This is a genomic window from Rhodomicrobium vannielii ATCC 17100 (assembly GCF_000166055.1).
GTDB lineage: Bacteria > Pseudomonadota > Alphaproteobacteria > Rhizobiales > Rhodomicrobiaceae > Rhodomicrobium > Rhodomicrobium vannielii.
On sequence record NC_014664.1, the window covers coordinates 3,828,834 to 3,846,073 of the forward strand.

The 17,240-nt window shown below is 61.9% G+C and carries 20 protein-coding genes; 11 read left to right on the forward strand and 9 right to left on the reverse strand.

The window, feature by feature from the left end:
• Positions 1–281 precede the first annotated feature (281 nt).
• The 4 genes from RVAN_RS17630 to folD all read left to right on the forward strand — a co-directional run bounded on the left by RVAN_RS17630 (position 282) and on the right by folD (position 3,583).
• Positions 282–1,547: a porin gene (locus RVAN_RS17630; protein WP_013421055.1), complete on the forward strand. Its 1,266-nt coding sequence runs from the start codon at positions 282–284 to the stop codon at positions 1,545–1,547.
• 414 nt (positions 1,548–1,961) lie between these two features.
• A complete protein-coding gene (locus RVAN_RS17635) occupies positions 1,962–2,243 on the forward strand; it encodes a YggT family protein (protein WP_013421056.1) in 282 nt (93 codons plus the stop codon).
• 97 nt (positions 2,244–2,340) lie between these two features.
• On the forward strand, positions 2,341–2,682 hold the full coding sequence (locus RVAN_RS17640; protein WP_049779524.1) for a DUF167 domain-containing protein: 342 nt from the start codon (positions 2,341–2,343) through the stop codon (positions 2,680–2,682).
• Positions 2,675–3,583, forward strand: a complete 909-nt coding sequence (gene folD, locus RVAN_RS17645; protein WP_013421058.1) for a bifunctional methylenetetrahydrofolate dehydrogenase/methenyltetrahydrofolate cyclohydrolase FolD — start codon at positions 2,675–2,677, stop codon at positions 3,581–3,583. The genes RVAN_RS17640 and folD overlap by 8 nt, the downstream gene beginning before the upstream one ends.
• A gap of 230 nt (positions 3,584–3,813) precedes the next feature.
• On the opposite strand, the gene RVAN_RS17650 is transcribed toward folD, so the two are convergent.
• A complete protein-coding gene (locus RVAN_RS17650) occupies positions 3,814–4,587 on the reverse strand; it encodes a glutamine amidotransferase (RefSeq protein ID WP_013421059.1) in 774 nt (257 codons plus the stop codon).
• A 182-nt stretch (positions 4,588–4,769) separates the two neighbouring features.
• On the opposite strand from RVAN_RS17650, the gene RVAN_RS17655 reads away from it, so the two are divergent.
• Together RVAN_RS17655 and RVAN_RS17660 are read left to right on the forward strand one after the other, a co-directional pair.
• Complete coding sequence (locus RVAN_RS17655) at positions 4,770–5,201, forward strand: NUDIX hydrolase (RefSeq protein WP_013421060.1); 432 nt, start codon at positions 4,770–4,772, stop codon at positions 5,199–5,201.
• Positions 5,198–5,725, forward strand: coding sequence for a TIGR02301 family protein (locus RVAN_RS17660; protein WP_013421061.1), 528 nt, complete (start codon positions 5,198–5,200; stop codon positions 5,723–5,725). The genes RVAN_RS17655 and RVAN_RS17660 overlap by 4 nt, the downstream gene beginning before the upstream one ends.
• A gap of 48 nt (positions 5,726–5,773) precedes the next feature.
• On the opposite strand, the gene RVAN_RS17665 is transcribed toward RVAN_RS17660, so the two are convergent.
• From RVAN_RS17665 to RVAN_RS17685, 5 genes are all read right to left on the reverse strand, one after another.
• On the reverse strand, positions 5,774–6,886 hold the full coding sequence (locus RVAN_RS17665) for an HlyD family secretion protein (protein WP_013421062.1): 1,113 nt from the start codon (positions 6,884–6,886) through the stop codon (positions 5,774–5,776).
• Positions 6,887–6,935: 49 nt separating this feature from the next.
• The gene (gene wecB, locus RVAN_RS17670; protein WP_013421063.1) at positions 6,936–8,084 is read right to left on the reverse strand and encodes a non-hydrolyzing UDP-N-acetylglucosamine 2-epimerase; all 1,149 of its coding nucleotides are present in this window, start codon (positions 8,082–8,084) and stop codon (positions 6,936–6,938) included.
• A gap of 20 nt (positions 8,085–8,104) precedes the next feature.
• Positions 8,105–9,457, reverse strand: coding sequence for a glycosyl transferase family protein (locus tag RVAN_RS17675; RefSeq protein ID WP_013421064.1), 1,353 nt, complete (start codon positions 9,455–9,457; stop codon positions 8,105–8,107).
• A 233-nt stretch (positions 9,458–9,690) separates the two neighbouring features.
• Entirely contained in the window at positions 9,691–10,206 is a 516-nt protein-coding gene (locus RVAN_RS17680) for a hypothetical protein (protein WP_041787845.1), read from the reverse strand.
• Positions 10,207–10,613: 407 nt separating this feature from the next.
• Complete coding sequence (locus tag RVAN_RS17685) at positions 10,614–12,125, reverse strand: phosphomannomutase/phosphoglucomutase (RefSeq protein WP_013421066.1); 1,512 nt, start codon at positions 12,123–12,125, stop codon at positions 10,614–10,616.
• A gap of 242 nt (positions 12,126–12,367) precedes the next feature.
• Between RVAN_RS17685 and RVAN_RS20695 the strand changes: the two genes are divergently transcribed.
• Genes RVAN_RS20695 through arsC form a run of 3 tightly spaced genes read left to right on the forward strand, consistent with a single transcriptional unit; the run spans position 12,368 to position 14,621 of the window.
• Entirely contained in the window at positions 12,368–13,075 is a 708-nt protein-coding gene (locus tag RVAN_RS20695; protein WP_210160445.1) for an ArsR/SmtB family transcription factor, read from the forward strand.
• 3 nt (positions 13,076–13,078) lie between these two features.
• Complete coding sequence (arsB, locus tag RVAN_RS17695; protein WP_013421068.1) at positions 13,079–14,176, forward strand: ACR3 family arsenite efflux transporter; 1,098 nt, start codon at positions 13,079–13,081, stop codon at positions 14,174–14,176.
• A 37-nt stretch (positions 14,177–14,213) separates the two neighbouring features.
• Positions 14,214–14,621, forward strand: coding sequence for an arsenate reductase (glutaredoxin) (gene arsC / locus RVAN_RS17700; protein WP_013421069.1), 408 nt, complete (start codon positions 14,214–14,216; stop codon positions 14,619–14,621).
• Between the two features lie 94 nt (positions 14,622–14,715).
• Here the strand turns inward: arsC and RVAN_RS17705 are convergent, their stop codons facing one another.
• Genes RVAN_RS17705 through RVAN_RS17715 form a run of 3 tightly spaced genes read right to left on the reverse strand, consistent with a single transcriptional unit; the run spans position 14,716 to position 16,437 of the window.
• Positions 14,716–15,243, reverse strand: coding sequence for an arsenate reductase ArsC (locus RVAN_RS17705; RefSeq protein WP_013421070.1), 528 nt, complete (start codon positions 15,241–15,243; stop codon positions 14,716–14,718).
• A 10-nt stretch (positions 15,244–15,253) separates the two neighbouring features.
• Positions 15,254–16,084, reverse strand: coding sequence for an arsenite methyltransferase (locus RVAN_RS17710; RefSeq protein ID WP_013421071.1), 831 nt, complete (start codon positions 16,082–16,084; stop codon positions 15,254–15,256).
• On the reverse strand, positions 16,081–16,437 hold the full coding sequence (locus tag RVAN_RS17715; RefSeq protein WP_013421072.1) for an ArsR/SmtB family transcription factor: 357 nt from the start codon (positions 16,435–16,437) through the stop codon (positions 16,081–16,083). Before RVAN_RS17715 ends, RVAN_RS17710 begins: the two co-directional genes overlap by 4 nt.
• Before the next feature lie 120 nt (positions 16,438–16,557).
• On the opposite strand from RVAN_RS17715, the gene RVAN_RS20415 reads away from it, so the two are divergent.
• Positions 16,558–16,707 (forward strand): hypothetical protein, encoded by a 150-nt coding sequence (locus tag RVAN_RS20415; RefSeq protein WP_155942509.1) that lies wholly within the window; start codon positions 16,558–16,560, stop codon positions 16,705–16,707.
• A 229-nt stretch (positions 16,708–16,936) separates the two neighbouring features.
• Positions 16,937–17,218: a tyrosine-type recombinase/integrase gene (locus tag RVAN_RS17720; RefSeq protein WP_342411003.1), complete on the forward strand. Its 282-nt coding sequence runs from the start codon at positions 16,937–16,939 to the stop codon at positions 17,216–17,218.
• The last annotated feature ends 22 nt before the right edge of the window (positions 17,219–17,240 follow it).

The window sequence follows — 17,240 nt, forward strand, 5'->3', positions numbered from 1 at the left end:
CTTTCGCGCATAGCAGACGCATACGGAGCGTTGTGACGCCGCGATACAACATTTCCCGCGCAATATCAGTGTCTTAATGCGGCTCAGAGCCAGAGTTGCCGATTTGCATCGGTCAGGGCAAGAACAGGTTCGAGGGGTTCCAATACAACCTAAGGTTGGTGTAGATTGTCACCGGGCTCCTCTAAAAAGATGGACGTGGGGTTCACCGATGGCAGCGCGCAACAAGTGAAATGCGTAGCGGCCAATGCAAACAATTTGGCGCTGAAAAAGGGAATATGGGCATGACTGGGGGAATCTTCAATAAGACTAGCGCTTTTGCGCTTGTCGCGGCTGCTGGCCTCATGATGGGCGGCCTCTCCTTCGCTACCACTTCTGCCAAGGCGGCTGACCTTGGTGCTGACGACCTCGAAGCGCGCGTCGCCGAGCTCGAAGCCACGACCGTCCGCAAGGGCAACCGCAAGGTTTCGCTGGAGCTTTCCGGCCAGGTCAACCGCGCTTTGGTTGCTTGGGATGACGGCAAAGACTCCGACGCTTACGTCGTCGACAACGAGCAGTCTTCCACGCGCTTCCGCATGAAGGGCACGGGCACGATCTCGTCCGACCTCAAGGCTGGCTTCCTTATCGAACTCGGCGTGAATGACTCCAACTCGGCGAACGTTACGCAGGCGAATGACGATCTGGCGACCGAAGACACAACGGTAAAGATCCGCCAGGCGAACGCGTTTTTCGAAAGCAAGACCTTCGGTCGTGTAACGCTCGGTCAAGGCTCGTCCGCGACGGACGACCTCGGCATCATCAATCTCAGCGGTAGCCTGAGCGACGCCTCGCAGTATTTCAATAACGTTTACACGGTACGCGGCGGCGGCAACGTCACTTGGGGTACGATCGTTAACGGCAGCAACTTCTTCGACTCGTCGCGCGGTGACTTCGTCCGCTACGACACGCCCGCCCTGTACGGCTTTATCCTGAGCGCGGCTTGGGGTGAAAACGACGTGTGGGACATCGCGCTGCGCTTCCAGAAGGAAGTCTCTGATTTCCGCGTCGCTGCTGGCGTCGGCTATTACTACAACGGCGAGCACAAGGACAACACTGATCCGCGTGCTGCTGTCGCTTCTACTGTTAAGTTCGACAAGGTGTTCGGTTCGGCCTCGATCTTGCATGTTCCGACCGGCCTCTTCGTGAACGGTGCTGCTTCTTCGATCACAAAGTACAACACCTCCCTCGGCGATGTTGACTCGCAGGCTTGGTTTGTCCAGGGCGGTATCACGAAGCGCTTCCTCGACTACGGCGCGACGACGGTCTACGGCGAATACGGCAACTATGACGACGCTGGCGTCGGCAGCGAGTATGTGGCAAATTCTGGCGATTACATCACGGCGTCGGACGTGACCCGCTTTGGCTTCGGCGCGACGCAGGCTTTCGATGGCGCTGGCCTCGAAGTGTACGCTCAGTATCACCACTACGAAGCTGACGTGAAAGTCGAGAATGCGGCTGTTAAGCTCGAAGACTGGGATGCGGTCGTCACCGGCATGAAGCTGAAGTTCTAATCTGGTTCAACCCGGATTTCACGGAAAGGCCGCCTTCGGGCGGCCTTTTCTATTTCCGCCCGCGACGCGCAACCTCGCGTGGCCATCTGCCCCCGGAGCGGCGACCGCGAAACCCGCCGCCAACCTGCGCGATCCTCGCGCCCGCATCGCCGCCGCGCCAAGATAATTCGCCTCAGGCCAAACCCCCTTGAAGTTGCCGTTCCAATCAAGCTAAACAAGCAGCATTGAGCTCGTGCTCTGGCGCATCCGTCTGGTTCTCTTCTCCGCGCGCTCGTCATCAAACGCATGCGCCGCAAGAGCACGAGTAACTTATCGAATTAAGCGCAGTGCGGAATTCGACCTGTGATATGAGAGCCCGCAGCGAGGGTGAATCACATGTCGAATTCACTGCGCTTGCGGGGGAGGCACAGCCACATGCATGCATTTTTCGGTTTCATCGCGATGGTGATCTCGCTCTTCATCTGGGTGATCATCATCAGCGCCATCATGAGCTGGCTCATCGCCTTCGACGTGGTGAACCGCCGCAACCGCGTGGTCTACACCATCGCGGACGGCCTCTATCGCCTGACGGAGCCGCTGCTGCGTCCGATCCGCAACGTGTTGCCGAATCTCGGCGGCCTCGACCTTTCGCCCGTGGTGCTGATCCTCGGCCTGATCTTCCTGCGCGACGTGGTCATCTTCGGGTGGATCCTTTAAGTTCGTCCGGCAAAAGTGGGTTCCGGTTTTGCCAACAGGACGAACGAAAACAGGAAAGCCTGAGCCCGTGCGCCCCGAGCGGACGGGGTCAGGCCCGATGGATTTGCCCGCCACGGCGAAACCGGATGGCGTGTTGTTGCATGTGCGGCTGACTCCGAAGGCGAGTTCTGCGCGGGTTGCGGGCGTCGAGGCGTTCGACGGCAAGCCGGTGCTGAAGGCCTATGTCACGACGCCGCCGGAAGACGGCAAGGCGAACGCGGCGCTCGTGGTGCTCGTCGCGAGTTGGCTCGGCGTGCCGAAATCGTCCGTGTCCATGGCGGCGGGGCAGAAGTCGCGGCTGAAGACGGTCGCGGTCGCGGGCAAAGCCGATGACCTGCTTGCGAAAATCGCCATATGTCTCGACGTGGCAGCGAAGAAAGAAGGTGAGCGCGATGGTTGAAGCGAAGATACTGGACGGCGTCGGAAGGATACTGGACGGCGTCGCCATGGCGGCGGAGATCAAGGCCGAAGCGGCGAAGCTCGCGGCGGCGTTCGCGGAGAAGACCGGGCGCGCGCCGGGGCTTGCCGTGGTGCTCGTCGGCGAGAACCCGGCGAGCCAGGTTTACGTGCGCTCGAAGCTGAAGCTCGCGCGCGAACTCGGCTTTCATTCCGTGGAGCATCGCCCCGCCGCCGACATCGACCGCGCGGGCCTGCTTGCTCTCATCGCGCAGTTGAACGCCGATCCTGCGGTGGACGGCATCCTCGTGCAGCTTCCCCTGCCGCCGCATCTCGATGCGGACGACGCCATTGCGGCCATCTCGCCCGAGAAAGACGTCGACGGTTTTCATGTGGTGAACGCGGGCAAGCTGTTCGCGGGGCTGCCGGGCTTCGTGCCGTGTACGCCGCTCGGCTGCCTCAAGCTCATCAAGAGCGTGCAGCCGAACCTCGCGGGCGCGAATGCGGTCGTGGTCGGTCGCTCGAACATCGTCGGCAAGCCGATGGCGCATTTGCTGTTGCAGGAGAACTGCACTGTGACCATCGCGCACTCGAAGACGCGCGACCTGCCAGCCGTCATCGCTGGCGCGGATGTGCTCGTCGCCGCCGTGGGCCGCCCAAGCATGATTCCCGGCAAGTGGATCAAGCCGGGCGCGATCGTGGTGGATGTCGGCATCAACCGCGTTCCGGCGCTCGACGGCAAGTCGAAGCTCGTCGGCGATGTCGATTTCGAGAGCGCGAAGCATGTGGCGGGCGCGATCACGCCGGTGCCGGGCGGCGTCGGGCCGATGACGGTGGCCTATCTCATGGTCAACACATGCCGGGCGGCGTATCTGCGCGCGGGGTTGGACTGGGGTGGCGTGTAGTGGAGCGAATTTGCCATTGAGTCACGGTTGCTGCGAGCTATCGATCAAATGCCAAATTCAAAAGCTCCACTAGAATTGTAGTGGTCCTTGCGATTTCGACATTTGATCGCGAGGGTTCTTCAAGGGATGCAAACGTCGGAATCGGACCACTAGCGCCGTCTCGCGTCGCGTCAAGTGAGATGTCGCCGGAAAAGCCCCAAACTACGCGGCATCGCCTTGCGCGGGCTGTTTCAGGCGGCGCGTTGAAGGTCTTCGGGCACGGCGTCCCGCCGGTCGGCGCTTTTCAGCCACGCATCCATGAAATGCGTTGTCCACGCGCGGAGCCGCGCCCCATGCATGGCGTGCGATTCAACGTGGCGATGGGCCTTTTGCGCGCCGGGATGCGCGAGCTTGGCGGCGCCGCGCACCGTCCAACCATGGATCATCGCAAGCGTGATCTCGGGATGAAATTGCAGGCCGAAAGCGTTGCGACCGTGGCGGAACGCCTGATTTTCAAAGACATCGCCCGCCGCCAACCGCACCGAGTCCCGGCAGAGCGAAAAGCCCTCGAAATGCCAGTGATAGACGTGGCTCGGCCATGGCCCCAAAGTCTGGTCATGCGGATGGATCGGCTCCCAGCCCGCTTCCAAGTGGCCCGCCGGATGCGGCCTAACCTCCGCGCCGAGCTGTTTCGCCAGCATCTGCGCGCCGAGGCATATGCCGAGGAACGGTTTGCCCTCGGAAAGCGGCACGCCGATCCAGTCGATTTCGCGGCGGATATAGTCGTCGGGGTCGTTGGCGCTCATCGGGCCGCCGAACACGATCGCGCCAGCATAGCCATCGAGAGATGCCGGGAGGGGATCGCCGAAGCGCGGCCGCCTGATGTCGAGAGCGTGTCCGTGCGCTCGGAGCACCTGACCAACGGCTCCCGGCTGGGACTCGCGGCGATGCATGACCACGAGAATGGGCTCTTTGGAACGCTGAGCCGAAGCTGGCGAGCCGGTAAACGAAAGCAGTTCAGACATGTGTCGTTTGCAACAAAACCATGATGCCGGTGCAATACTCAAGACATGTGCCACAAAAGCTATAACGGGAGTATTACCGTTACGAGAAGCTACAACCTAAAGGCTGCGCGCCGTGGTTTCAACCCCCGAGCACCGGCTGTCGAGCAAGAAAGAAGAAAGCTTTCGTTGAAAGGGATTGCGCAATGTCTTCGTTCTATCCTCGCGCAGGGGTTTCGATAGCGGTTTTTCGCGGGTCGGCCGTGCTTCTCGTGCGCCGCGGCAAAGCGCCTTATGCGGGGATGTGGTCGCTGCCGGGTGGCGCGGTTCTTCTGGGCGAAACCGCGCGCGAGGCGGCAGGTCGTGAACTCTTCGAGGAAACCGGGTTCCTTGCCTCGGCTCTAACTTTGGGCGATGTTGCCGACGCGTTGGCGCGAGACGACGAGGGCGCGGTGGCCGTACATTATATGATTGCCGTTTTCGCGGCGGAAGACGTGACGGGTGTGCTTGCGGCGGGCGGCGATGCGGCCGAGGCGCGTTTTTTCACGGACGAGCAGCGCGTCCGCTTGGTCTGCACGCCGGGGCTTGAGACTGCGATCGGGAACGCGAAGGCGGCGCTCTCTAAAGGCTCATCATGATCGACATGACAGGGAAATGTCTGCGAGTTGCATTGGCTGCGGCTCTGGCCTGCACGGGGTTTGCGGCGATGCAGCCCGCGCAGGCGCAGTTCTTCGAAAGACTGTTGCAGCCGCAGCAGCCTCCGCCGCAACAACAGCGCCGCGCGCCCCAGCGGCAGCAGCCCGCCTCGCCTCCGCCGCAGCTTCAGCAGGAGGTCGCGCCGCAGGGCAAACTGGGCTCCGACGACCGCCCCTACGACGCACAGCTATTCCGCCTCGCAGAAATTCTGGGCACGCTGCATTATTTGCGTGAGCTTTGCGGAGGCAATGAAGGTCAGGTCTGGCGCGAGCATATGCGCGAGCTGGTCAGTTCGGAGGGGACGAGCGCGCTGAGGCGGGCGAAGCTCGTCGAAGCCTTCAATCGCGGCTATCGCGACTACTCTCGCACCTATCGCACCTGCACCCAACCCGCGCTTGTCGCGATCCAGCGCTTCATGGATCAGGCGACGACCATCACCGACGGGCTTGTCACGAACGACAAATAGGCGGCAGAGAATAAAGCGAGCCGCCCGAAGGCGGCTTGCGTCGTCGACCTACATCGCCTTCGCAGCCGCGGTCTGCATCAGCCCCTTCAGGCGCGCGATCGTCTGCGTCGCTATCGTTCCGACGCCGACCTTGCAATCTCCCGTGACCGAGCCCGTCACATCGATCTTCTGGCCGATGGCGAAGGTCGTCGGGTCGATAAGCTCGACCTTCACAAGTTGTCCACGGTCGCGCACCTTGACAGGGATCTGAAACTCCGCAGGCATCGCCTCCGTAACCGGCAGGATGCTCTCGATCTTCGCGTTGAACGTGCGGTTATAGGCGCGCACGCACACATGGTCGCCTTCGTCGAGATCCATCAGATAGCTGTCGGGAAGGTAGGCCAGCACGAAACTGCTCCCGACATAGATGTCCGCGACCGAGTTCTGGCCGGTGAGAACTTGTCCGGCAACGCCGACCGTCGGCCCGACGATGCCCGTCGATGCGGCGAAGAGCACGCCGTCATTATAGGCGTGCTTCAGGTCGTCGTGCGCCTTGGTGGCGTCGAGGAGTGCGGACCTGTTCACCGCGAGTTCGGTTTCGAGAGATTCGCGTTCGGCGCGAAGGCCCGCCGCCTTGTCCTGCGCGATGAGCCATGCGGCCGAGATTTCCTGCGTGGACCGCCAGACGGCGAGGCCCTTCGCTCGCGCCTTGTCGAGTTCGTCCATGAATTGCTTCGCCTGTTTTGCACTCGTCTCGGCGACAGGAAGCGTCGCTGCGATGAAAGAGCGGCGCGCTTCGAGCTGTGCGACGCGCGTGGAGATGCGCGCGCGCTCGGCGGCGATGTCGGTCATGGTCCGAAGCATCCAGCCGGACTCGACGCGGGCGACCTGCTGCCCCTTGACGATCGCGTCGCCGGGATGGACGTAGACGTCGGTGATGCGCGCCTCGAAGGGCGAGGCCACGCGGATGCGCTCCCGCGTCACGATGCCGTTTGCGTGCAGGAACAGGCTTGCGCCGGTAACGTAAAGACCGATGGCCGTAGCCGCGCCCGCAATCAAGGCGACCTGCAAGAGAAACTTGAGCAGGCGCGACCACTTCACGCCGCTTGCCTTGAGCTGGACGGGCTCAGCGGCGGGGGCGGACGAGGTCGCCCGGGGGCCGTGCAAGGTTCTGTTGCTCACGCGAAATCCTCCTTGTTGTGCCGATGAGCCGATGGGAAACCGTGATTGGTCATGATGCGCGAAGCTCGACCTGTGCCGCGCGGATGGTCGATTGAGCGGCCCGGTTGTCCGTAAGCGCGGCGGCGATCTTGCCGGCGCTGTTGCCGTCGCCGAACGGGTTCGGCGCGTCGATCCGCTGAGGAGCGTCGCCCGCCGTCAGCGCGCGGACGCCCGAAACGATGGCGTCATAATTCCAGCCGACGAGTTGGCCGAAGCCCGCTTCCACCACTTCCGGCCGCTCCGTCGTGTCGCGCGTGATGAGCACGGGAAGACCGAACGCGGGCGCTTCCTCCTGAATGCCGCCGGAGTCGCTCACCACCAACCATGCGCGCGTCAGGAGATGCACGAAGTCCGGGTATTGCAGCGGGCCGGTGAGCACGACATTCGCCGTGTCGCCGAGAAGGGCGAGAACGCTGGCCCTCACTTCCGGGTTCAGGTGCACGGGCAGCACGATGAGCTTGTCGCCGTCATGCGCGAGATCGCGAAGCGCGCGCAGCACCTCGTCCATATGATCGCCGATGTTTTCGCGGCGATGGAGCGTTGCGAGCACGATCTTTCTGTTATCGGGCAGCGAGGCGAGCGCGGGATTGATGGGGGTATAGCCCTTTGCCACTTTGGCCCGCGCGAATTGAAGGGCATCGACCACGGTGTTTCCCACCACGCGCACGGCTTCCGCGCGGATATCTTCGGCGAGCAGGTTCGCCCGGGCACCCGGCGTCGGCGCGAAGTGAAGAGCGGTACAGAGGCTGATGACACGCCGGTTGAACTCCTCAGGCCAAGGCGAATGCATATCGCCCGTGCGAAGCCCGGCTTCGACATGCGCGACCGGCACGGCGTTGAGGAAGCCACTCTGCGCCGCCGCGAGCGCGGTGCCGGTGTCGCCTTGCACAACGATCCAGTCGTAATGACTGGCGCGGATCACGCTCTCGATGCGCTTCGTCATGATGCCGACCTTCGCCGCGAGACCTGCCTCGGCGACAATCCCGCTGTGATTGAAGGCGATGTCGATGCCGAAGAAGTCGATCAGGCCCGCAGCGAGATCGGTGTGCTGACCCGTCCACAGAACGTCGACGTCGATCTGGCGGCCCCGCAAGGCGCGGTAAACGGGCGCGAGTTTGATAATTTCGGGACGTGTCCCGAAAGCCAGGAGGATACGCATACTGAAATTTTCCTTGAGTGTTATCGGCGCGCCGACATGAGATCGTCGGGGAGTTCGTGCTCGGTCTTCGACCAGACGATGGGTTTGGTGGCGTATTCGCTTTCGCCGACGTAGGTTTTCCATGCGCGCCAGACCGCCAGCATGTTGACGGTGAGCGACACCGGCCAGCGCACCGCCACGCCGATGAAATCGTTGATGCCGTAGACGTCGCGGCAGCAGATGACGCGCATCAGGTAGCGAAGTCCCAGCGCGAGCATGTTGAGGAAGATCGACACCTGAAATATCGGCACGAGGTCCAGCGGCATCTGCTCGATATCGACGACTTCGAAGGCAAGCAAAACCCAGAAGACGAGAGAGATCGGCGGCAGGAAGTTCGTGATCGCGCCTTTGCGATCGCGCATGAAGAAGTATTTGTCCCAGAAGTCGCCGCCCCAGCCGAGCTTGTGCGTCGCCTCGAAATTGATGCCGTAAACCCAGCGCGTCTTCTGCTTCACCGACGCGGAGAACGACTTCGGAAAATATTCGCGCGTGGCGACGAAATCGAGCCCGCGCAATTCATCCGCCGACACAGCAGCGAAGGCCGAGCGGAAGCCCGCGCGTTTCGCTTCCACGCCGAGGATATAGTCTTCGGTGACGCAGCCATTCGCGAGAACGAAGCCGCGCTCTCTCACGAAATGCTCAAGGAGCCGCCGTGTCATGCAGGTGCCGACGCCCGCCGACGGGATCATCGCGCCGACCGCATGCCGCACCACCATCTCGCGCGTGTGGCGTTCGGCGAACTCGTCCATGTAGGTGGCGGCGACCTTCGAGCGCTTGATGGAGTTCAGCGAGAAGACCGGCACCTGAATGAAGTCGTAGCCTTCCCGTGCGTAGGCCGTATAAACGCCGAACGTGCGGGGATCGATGATGTCTTCGCTGTCGTGCAGGACGGCCATCTCCGGCGCTCCGGGGCGCGCATAGACCTGACGGAACATCTCGTTCAGCATCTGGCCCTTGGAGGTCGGCCCCTCCATGGAGTTCACGATGACCCGCACGCGGTCCGGATATTGGGCCGCCATGGCCTCGGCAACGGCGAGCGTGCCGGTATCGTTCGGGTAGACGCCGAGATACAGCTTTACGGACGAAATCGGGATGCGGGCGAGGTTCCCCTCCACCATCCGACCGAGCACGTCTTCCTCCTGCCAGTTGGCGACGAAGACGCCGATATCGGGGATTGCGGACGAGGTCGGCTTTTCCGGGGACGGATCTTCTGGTGGGCCGAAATTACCGCGAATTATTCCAACGGAAAGAAGGTCAACAAAAGCATCATCAAAAGAAGAGACGTTGATTAAAATGCTGATAAATAGCATCAGCGTTAGAATGAGAGCGTCCATTTTTTCGGTCCACGTGCTCTTGACTTAGATCAATGGGCCGGATCATAGTGTTGAGCTTGAGGTAACCATATTCGTTTATAGAGAAGTGGTAAATATATCTAATTGTATTTATGGGGGTGGGCTGATTTTCTTGAGCCAGAACAACGTGCAAGGGATGGAATGGCCTTATGGCATCCCGGAAATGTGATCGCCGGAAGCGCCATAAGGCCGTGTGGACGCGGTTAATTGATCGCTCAGCTATCGGAATCGTCGTCGTCTCGGGCGTAGCGCACGTAGTAGCGTTGCCCGCGCACCTTCACGCTTCGCACGCCCGGGCTGCGGTGTTTTCTGGCCGCGTAGCGGACTGAGCCGCCATCATCCACATGTCCGCAGTCGTTGAAACTGCACCCGTCGCGGAAGCCGTGTTTCGCGATGATCGCGCGGGCGCGGTACATGAAGGAGGTCGTCAGCCCCCAGCCGCGTTGGTCGAAATCGCAGGCCGCGCCCGAATAGTGGCGCGAGTTGGGGACGTGCCCGCCGTGAGCATGGCAATGCACGGAGCGCGGCTTGTAGCCGTGCGAGACGAAGTCGGCGATCAGGGCCTGAAAGCGCCCCGCGAGATGCGCGGCGACGCGGATCGGACCCGCTGCCGTGGTGATTGTAACGAGGCCGCCGCTGCTGCCTCTGCCGAGACTAGCCTCGCTTGTGCCGAGTTGCTTGGCGTGATGGCGGTGCCGATGGGCGGCGTTGGCCGGAATTGCGAAAAGCATAACAATGGCTGCTGTGAGGAGCAGTCGCATACTCACCTACCTGTTGGAGTCCTGACGGAGGATGCTCGCAAAGGCCGATGCGCGTTTTCCGCGCGGATAGTGGCGACGAGACCCTCGCCGGCTTATGTGGCTCAGCTTTGGCTGGCACCGGCGGCCTTTTCGCTAAAGTTTAATTAAGGCCGTGCTGCGGCCTCAAGTTGCGGCCCATGAGGGGAGGGCGGCTAACGCGAGCGCTATGGATTAAATTTCGTTAATTGTTCAGTCGCTTATGGGGTGAAATGCCTGCGACAATATGTTGTATGCCAGCGGCAGCTCGGCGCCCTCTACGGGCGTCGAGAGCGCGTGAATTGCGACGACGGACGCGGATGTCGGACCGCATCGTCGTTTGGATCAGGTCGTCGCTCGGATCAGATCTTCTGATTGTATTCGCCGATCTCGGGATAGGTGGCGAGATGCTGGTCGATCTCGGCGAAGATCGCGCGCATGTTGGCCTCCGAGGTCGGGCTTTCCACGACGACGACGAGTTCCGGCTTGTTCGATGACGCGCGCACGAGGCCCCACGTGCCGTCTTCGAGCACGAGGCGGATGCCGTTCACCGTGATGACATCGCGGATCTTCTGGCCCGCGATCTCGCCGCCCTTGTCGGCAATCGCCTTGAAATGCGCGATCACGCGATCGACCACCTCATATTTCTTCTCGTCGTCGCAATGGGGCGACATGGTCGGCGATTGCCACGTCTTCGGCAGTTCGCGGTGCAACTCGGCCATGGTCTTGCCGGGGTTGCGCGAAAGCATGTCGCAAATGGCGACGCCAGACACGATGCCGTCGTCATAGCCGCGCCCAAGTGGCGGGTTGAAGAAGTAGTGGCCCGACTTCTCGAAACCGACGAGCGCGCCCGTCTGGTGGCTGTAGCGCTTGATGTAGGAGTGGCCCGTCTTCCAATAGGCGGTGTGAGCGCCGTTCTTGACGAGCACCGGGTCCGTGGTGAACAGGCCGGTGGACTTCACGTCCACCACGAATTTCGCGTCCTTGTGGAGCCCCGAAATATCGCGCGCGAGCATGACGCCAACCTTGTCGGCGAAAATCTCCGTGCCTTCGTTGTCGACCACGCCGCAACGGTCGCCGTCGCCGTCGAAGGCGAGGCCGACATCCGCGCCGGAGAGCCGCACCGCGTTCGACACCGCGTGCAGCATCTTCAGCGATTCCGGGTTCGGGTTGTGGTTCGGGAAATTGTAGTCGAGGTCGGTGTTCAGCGGGATCACATCGACGCCGAGCTTCGCCAGCACCTCAGGCGCGAAAACGCCAGCCGTGCCGTTGCCGCACGCGACGACGGCCTTGATCTTGCGCGTGAACGGTTCGCGGTCGGTGAGATCCGCGATATAGCGCGCGGCGATGTCGCCGTGGAAACGATATGTGCCGCCTTCATGCGGCGCGAAGCGGCCTTCGAGCACGATCGCCTTGAGTTCACTCATATCTTCGGGGCCGAAGGTGAGCGGCCGCGCCATCCCGAGCTTGATGCCGGTCCAGCCATTGTCGTTGTGACTTGCCGTGACCATCGCCACGCCTTCCACTTCGAGCGCGAACTGTCCGAAATAGGCCATCGGCGAGAGCGCAAGCCCGATATCGTGCACCTCCGCGCCGCCCGCGAGCATACCGGAAATGAGCGCGTATTTGATGCTCGACGAATAGGAGCGGTAATCGTGGCCGGTCACGATGCGCACCGGCACGCCCCGCTCGCGCATCAACGTCGCGAGCCCGATGCCGAGCGCCTGCATCCCCATCAGGTTGATTTCCTGCGGGAACAGCCAGCGCGCGTCGTATTCGCGAAAACCCGTCGGCTTCACATACGGAAGACGCTCGAATTCCGCCGTGTTAGGCTTGAGGTCCGTGCGCGGCTTGGGGAATGCTGCGGCTGTCATGACGACTCCGGGTCTTTCTTTGGTTTGACACTGGCATAACGGCGTTGCATGGGCCTGCCAAGCTCGTTCGGTGGGTGGGCGCGAGAGATGCGTCGTGCTTGCGCGCTGACGCCAGCTAAGGCGTGGCGCCATAATTGCATTCAAAATACACGCTAGGCTGCGACAAGCTGTGCGAGGCGTGTCGCACCGTTTTGCCCCCTCTATTCAAGTCTACCGCGGCTGCCGTCCTGACGTGAGCCGAGATGATCGTTCGCAAGTCGCCGAATATGCTGGCGATGCTGTTCACTTTGCGTGGCACCGTGGTGCATCTGGCAACGTCTTCTGCTGGTCACCGCCGTGTCCACCTTCATGGCTGCTTTCCCGCATTGTGTTGTCGGAGCCGTTGCCATCAGTTTCGCCGCCGTGCTCGCCGCGCGCTTGCGCGAGGTCTGTTTCCTAGCTCACCGATGAGCGTCGGGGTGCTGCGTACGGATGCAAATGTCGGAATCGGACCACTAGACGCGCTCCTGAACGAAATCGTGATGCCAAAGTCCTCTTGCTTCGCTGCCATCTTTTGGCTAATCGTATTTCGTCGATTGCCGAATAAGGTTCCACCAATGGTTGCCAGGAAAATCTCCGCGCTGGATGTCGGCTCGGATTGTCAAGGCCCAGGTTCGCGCCAGGAGCGCATCGCGAGCCTTGCAAAAGCGCTCGGACATCCTGCGCGCGTGCAGATCGTCGAAACGCTGCTCCGGCGGCAAACCTGCATCGGATGCGACATCGTGGAGGAGATCGGCCTTGCCGCCTCCACGACCTCTGAGCACCTGCGGATCTTGAAAGAGGCGGGCATAATCATCGGCGAGATTGCGCGGCCTAGGGTCTGCTACTCGCTCAACCCGGCGGCGGTCTCGCCTCTGGCCGCGTTCCTGAAAACCATCGAGGCCGGCTCCGCTCCGGCGTTACCGGAGTAGATCATGTCCACGTTCGAGCGATATCTAACCCTTTGGGTCGCGCTGTGCATTGCCGTTGGCATCGCGCTCGGCCACTTCTTCCCCACGGTGTTTCAGGCCATCGGGTCGGCGGAAATCGCCAACGTCAATCTGCCGGTGGCCTGTCTTATCTGGCTGATGATCATCCCCATGCTCGTGAAGATCGACTTCGCGGCGCTCGGTCAGGTCAAGGAGCATTGGCGCGGGATCGGCGTGACGCTCTTCATCAACTGGGCGGTGAAGCCCTTCTCGATGGCCCTTCTCGGCTGGGTCTTTATCGGGTGGCTGTTCCGCCCCTACCTGCCCGCCGACCAGATCGACAGCTACATTGCTGGCCTGATCCTGCTTGCGGCGGCTCCCTGCACCGCGATGGTGTTTGTCTGGAGCAACCTAACCAAAGGCGAGCCGCATTTCACGCTGAGCCAGGTCGCGGTCAACGATGTGATCATGATCGTGGCGTTCGCGCCGATCGTCGGCTTGCTGCTCGGCCTTTCCGCGATAACAGTGCCTTGGGACACGCTCGTGTTGTCGGTCGCGCTCTATATCGTGGTTCCGGTGGTGATCGCACAGGTTTTGCGCAACCGCATCCTGGCGAGCGGTGGCGAGGCTTCGCTTGGGCGCGTGCTCCGGGTCTTGCAGCCCTTGTCGCTTGTGGCGCTGCTGGCCACGCTTGTTCTTCTCTTTGCGTTCCAGGGCGAACAGATCATCGCGCAGCCGCTCATCATTGCCATGCTGGCCGTGCCGATCCTCATTCAGGTCTATTTCAACTCCGGGTTCGCCTATCTCCTGAACCGCGCGGCGGGTGAGGCTCACAACATTGCGGGGCCTTCCGCGCTTATCGGCGCGAGCAACTTCTTCGAGCTTGCCGTTGCCGCGGCGATCAGTTTGTTCGGGTTCAATTCGGGCGCAGCGCTCGCAACCGTGGTGGGCGTGCTGATCGAGGTGCCTGTGATGCTGTCGGTCGTGAAGATCGTGAACAGTTCAAAAGGCTGGTACGAGGGCGGCTCCGCAGTTCGCCGCCGGGTGGAAGCTGACGCGGTCGCAGGAGATGAAGCAACCCATCTCGCCAAAGCGCGTGGGTAAGAAGTGACCCCCAACTCTACAACGGGAGGCGCGTTGAATGAGCATTGTCATCTATCACAATCCCGCTTGCGGTACCTCGCGGAACACGCTGGCGATGATCCGCCAAAGCGGAGAAGAGCCGGAAATCATCGAGTATCTGGAAACGCCGCCGTCACGCGAAAAGCTCACGGAACTGATCGCGGCGATGGGAATTTCGACACGCGCGCTGTTGCGGGAAAAGGGCACGCCCTATCACGACCTCGGCCTCGACGATCCGAAATGGTCCGATGATGAACTGATTGATGTGATGCTGGCGCATCCGATCCTCATCAACCGCCCGATCGTGGTGACGCCGAAGGGCGTCAAGCTCTGCCGACCTTCCGAAGAGGTGCTGGAGATTTTGCCGAATCCCGACATCGGACCGTTCACGAAAGAGGATGGCGAGGTCGTTACGCCGAGGGGATAGCGCGCCTCGGCGCCACCGCCTGACGAACCGCGATCAGGGGCCATCGGCAACTGATCGCGGTCGTAGCAGCGGCAACCCAAATCGGACGCTCGCGTCAGCTCGCCTGTTCGGTCTTCGAGCTGGACCCTTCCATGCGGCCGATGTCCCGCAACTTGTCGGAAAGCGCGAGCTTGCTGACGGTGCGAAGCGGCAGGGCGGTGAAGACCTGGATTCGGTTGCGCAGGAAGCGGAACGCCTCGTTGAAGGCGCGCTGCTTTTCGATGTCCGTGCCTTCGACGGCTGCCGGATCTTCGATGCCCCAATGCGCGGTCATCGGTTGCCCCGGCCAGTAGGGGCAGGTTTCGCCCGCCGCGTTGTCGCAGACGGTGAAGACGAAATCCATCTTCGGCGCATCGGCGGCTGCGAACTCGTCCCAGCTTTTCGAGCGAAAGCCGTCGGCGGGATAGTCGTAGGCCGCCAGCGTCTTCAGCGCATACGGGTTCACGATGCCTTTCGGCTGGCTGCCGGCCGAGAAAGCGTTGAACCGGCCCGCGCCATCCTTGCGCAGGATGCCTTCCGCCAGGATCGAGCGCGCCGTGTTGCCCGTGCAGAGAAACAGGACGTTGTAAACGGGGCTATCCATCGCTTCCTCCCTACGCGCAGCAGCACGATTTCTTCGGCTTCACCGCGCGCACGAAGGCGCTCATGAGCTTGCCGTCGAGTTGCCCGGCGATGGCGTCCACATCGATGCCCTTGCCGCTCAGAAACTCCCGCGCGTCCTCACCGCGATAGAGGCGCGTCGGCTCAATCCCGATGGCCTCGAAGCCTGCCGCCGCGAGCTTGGCCGCGTATTCGCCTTCTTCCAGCGCACCCGCGATGCAGCCCGCCCACGCGAGTACGTTCTTGCGGATGTCGTCGGGGATTTCGCCACGCGTGACGATGTCGGACACGGCGAAGCGCCCGCCCGGCTTCAGCACGCGGAAAGCCTCGCGCAGCACTCTATCCTTGTCTCCCGACAGGTTGATGACGCAGTTCGAGATGATGACGTCGACGGAATTGTCGGGCAGCGGGATCGCCTCGATTTCGCCTTTCAGGAACTCGACATTCTCGACGCCCGCCTGTTTCTGGTTCTCGCGGGCGAGCGCCAGCATGTCGTCGGTCATGTCGAGGCCGTAGGCTTTGCCGGTCGGGCCGACGCGTCGCGCGGAGAGCAGAACGTCGATGCCGCCGCCGGAGCCCAGGTCGAGCACGATTTCGCCGGGCGCGAGTTGCGCCAGCGCCGTGGGATTACCGCAGCCCAGCGAGGCCAGCACCGCCGCCTCGGGCAGCATCCCCTTCTCGGACACGTCATAAAGGTTCGATGTGATCGGCTCGGAACCTTCGAGCGCAGCGTTGCCGCCGCAACACGAACGCCCTTCGCTCACGCGCCTTGCCGCTTCGCCGTAACGCTCGCGCACGGCTTCCTTCACATTGGTGTCGCTCATGGTGTGTGCTCCTTACAGCAGGTGACTTCTTCCGGGCTGATGGCTCGGTTGCGCGTGCAACATTCGGCGAAGAGGAACGCGAGGATGTCTTGCAGCGCCTGCGTGTTCGCCGTGTAGCGAAGGAACGTGCTTTCGCGGCGGACCTTCACGAGGTCTTCGTTCTTCAGCTTTTCGAGATGATGGGAGAGCGTCGAGGCCGGAATGCCGAGTTCCGAGCCGATTTCGCCCACGACAAGGCCGTAAGGGTGCGCGGAAAGGAGAAGGCGCACGATGCGAAGCCGCGTCTCGGTGCCCAGCGCCGCCATCATGTCGGCGAAGCGCGCGATGTCTTTTTCCTGCGGAGCGTCGGCCATTGGGCACACCATTAATTTTATAATTCGAGTATTATAGAATTACCATCCTGTCAAGAAGAGCCGAGAGAGCTACCGCTTCATCGGGTCCGGTCGCTGGAAAGCGGAGCCTGGTTCTGGGAAATGCGAGCGGTCGTTGCCAACCGGGAGCGCGCTGGCCGCCCGGCGAAGGAAACCGCCGCCTATGGCTGGCCGCTTTGCGAGAGCCCTTCGCCGCCATCGGCGGAAGTGCCTCGAACCCCAATTGGCGAAGCGATGGACCATCACGTGTGAGGCGCTTGACACCGTTGCAATGGCTGATCTCGATTGGCCGCCGCCCCGATGCGTGAGGCCGCCGTGTTCCGTTCGGAGATTTGCCCTCGCCGGATTTCCTCCATGAGGCGAGGAACGATGCAGAGCGAACGGACGACGGCATTGATCATCGTCTTGCGCAAAGACGCTGGCGACGCGGCTTCGCCAAAGCAAAACCGACGTACGCGTTGTGATCCCGGTGCGCGCTCCCTTGAAGACGGCGCTCGACGCGACGGAACGGCGTTCAACAATCATCCTGGTTAACAGTGACGGCAGGCCTTGGACAGAGGACGGGTTTCGCTCGTCATGGAGGAAAGCCGTCAAAAAAGCCGGGATTATCGACCTTACATTTCATGATCTTCGCGGGACCGCCGTCACGCGACTCGCAATTGCGGGAGCGACCGAGGCTGAATCGCCACCATCACCGGGCATTCGCTTCGCGATGTTCGATCAATTCTCGATGCGCATTACCTACGACGAGACGTCAGTTTAGGGGGAAGCGCAATCCGAAAACT

What these genes read in the sequence shown, in the direction of transcription:
- arsB (WP_013421068.1), top strand. Translation starts at nt 13,079, where the DNA reads ATGTCCACGTTCGAGCGATATCTAACCCTTTGGGTCGCGCTGTGCATT.
- RVAN_RS17660 (WP_013421061.1), top strand. Translation starts at nt 5,198, where the DNA reads ATGATCGACATGACAGGGAAATGTCTGCGAGTTGCATTGGCTGCGGCT.
- arsC (WP_013421069.1), top strand. Translation starts at nt 14,214, where the DNA reads ATGAGCATTGTCATCTATCACAATCCCGCTTGCGGTACCTCGCGGAAC.
- wecB (WP_013421063.1), bottom strand. Translation starts at nt 8,084, where the DNA reads ATGCGTATCCTCCTGGCTTTCGGGACACGTCCCGAAATTATCAAACTC.
- RVAN_RS20695 (WP_210160445.1), top strand. Translation starts at nt 12,368, where the DNA reads ATGATCGTTCGCAAGTCGCCGAATATGCTGGCGATGCTGTTCACTTTG.
- RVAN_RS17675 (WP_013421064.1), bottom strand. Translation starts at nt 9,457, where the DNA reads ATGGACGCTCTCATTCTAACGCTGATGCTATTTATCAGCATTTTAATC.
- RVAN_RS17630 (WP_013421055.1), top strand. Translation starts at nt 282, where the DNA reads ATGACTGGGGGAATCTTCAATAAGACTAGCGCTTTTGCGCTTGTCGCG.
- RVAN_RS17685 (WP_013421066.1), bottom strand. Translation starts at nt 12,125, where the DNA reads ATGACAGCCGCAGCATTCCCCAAGCCGCGCACGGACCTCAAGCCTAAC.
- RVAN_RS17680 (WP_041787845.1), bottom strand. Translation starts at nt 10,206, where the DNA reads ATGCTTTTCGCAATTCCGGCCAACGCCGCCCATCGGCACCGCCATCAC.
- RVAN_RS17655 (WP_013421060.1), top strand. Translation starts at nt 4,770, where the DNA reads ATGTCTTCGTTCTATCCTCGCGCAGGGGTTTCGATAGCGGTTTTTCGC.
- RVAN_RS17635 (WP_013421056.1), top strand. Translation starts at nt 1,962, where the DNA reads ATGCATGCATTTTTCGGTTTCATCGCGATGGTGATCTCGCTCTTCATC.
- RVAN_RS20415 (WP_155942509.1), top strand. Translation starts at nt 16,558, where the DNA reads ATGCGAGCGGTCGTTGCCAACCGGGAGCGCGCTGGCCGCCCGGCGAAG.
- RVAN_RS17705 (WP_013421070.1), bottom strand. Translation starts at nt 15,243, where the DNA reads ATGGATAGCCCCGTTTACAACGTCCTGTTTCTCTGCACGGGCAACACG.
- folD (WP_013421058.1), top strand. Translation starts at nt 2,675, where the DNA reads ATGGTTGAAGCGAAGATACTGGACGGCGTCGGAAGGATACTGGACGGC.
- RVAN_RS17710 (WP_013421071.1), bottom strand. Translation starts at nt 16,084, where the DNA reads ATGAGCGACACCAATGTGAAGGAAGCCGTGCGCGAGCGTTACGGCGAA.
- RVAN_RS17715 (WP_013421072.1), bottom strand. Translation starts at nt 16,437, where the DNA reads ATGGCCGACGCTCCGCAGGAAAAAGACATCGCGCGCTTCGCCGACATG.
- RVAN_RS17650 (WP_013421059.1), bottom strand. Translation starts at nt 4,587, where the DNA reads ATGTCTGAACTGCTTTCGTTTACCGGCTCGCCAGCTTCGGCTCAGCGT.
- RVAN_RS17640 (WP_049779524.1), top strand. Translation starts at nt 2,341, where the DNA reads ATGGATTTGCCCGCCACGGCGAAACCGGATGGCGTGTTGTTGCATGTG.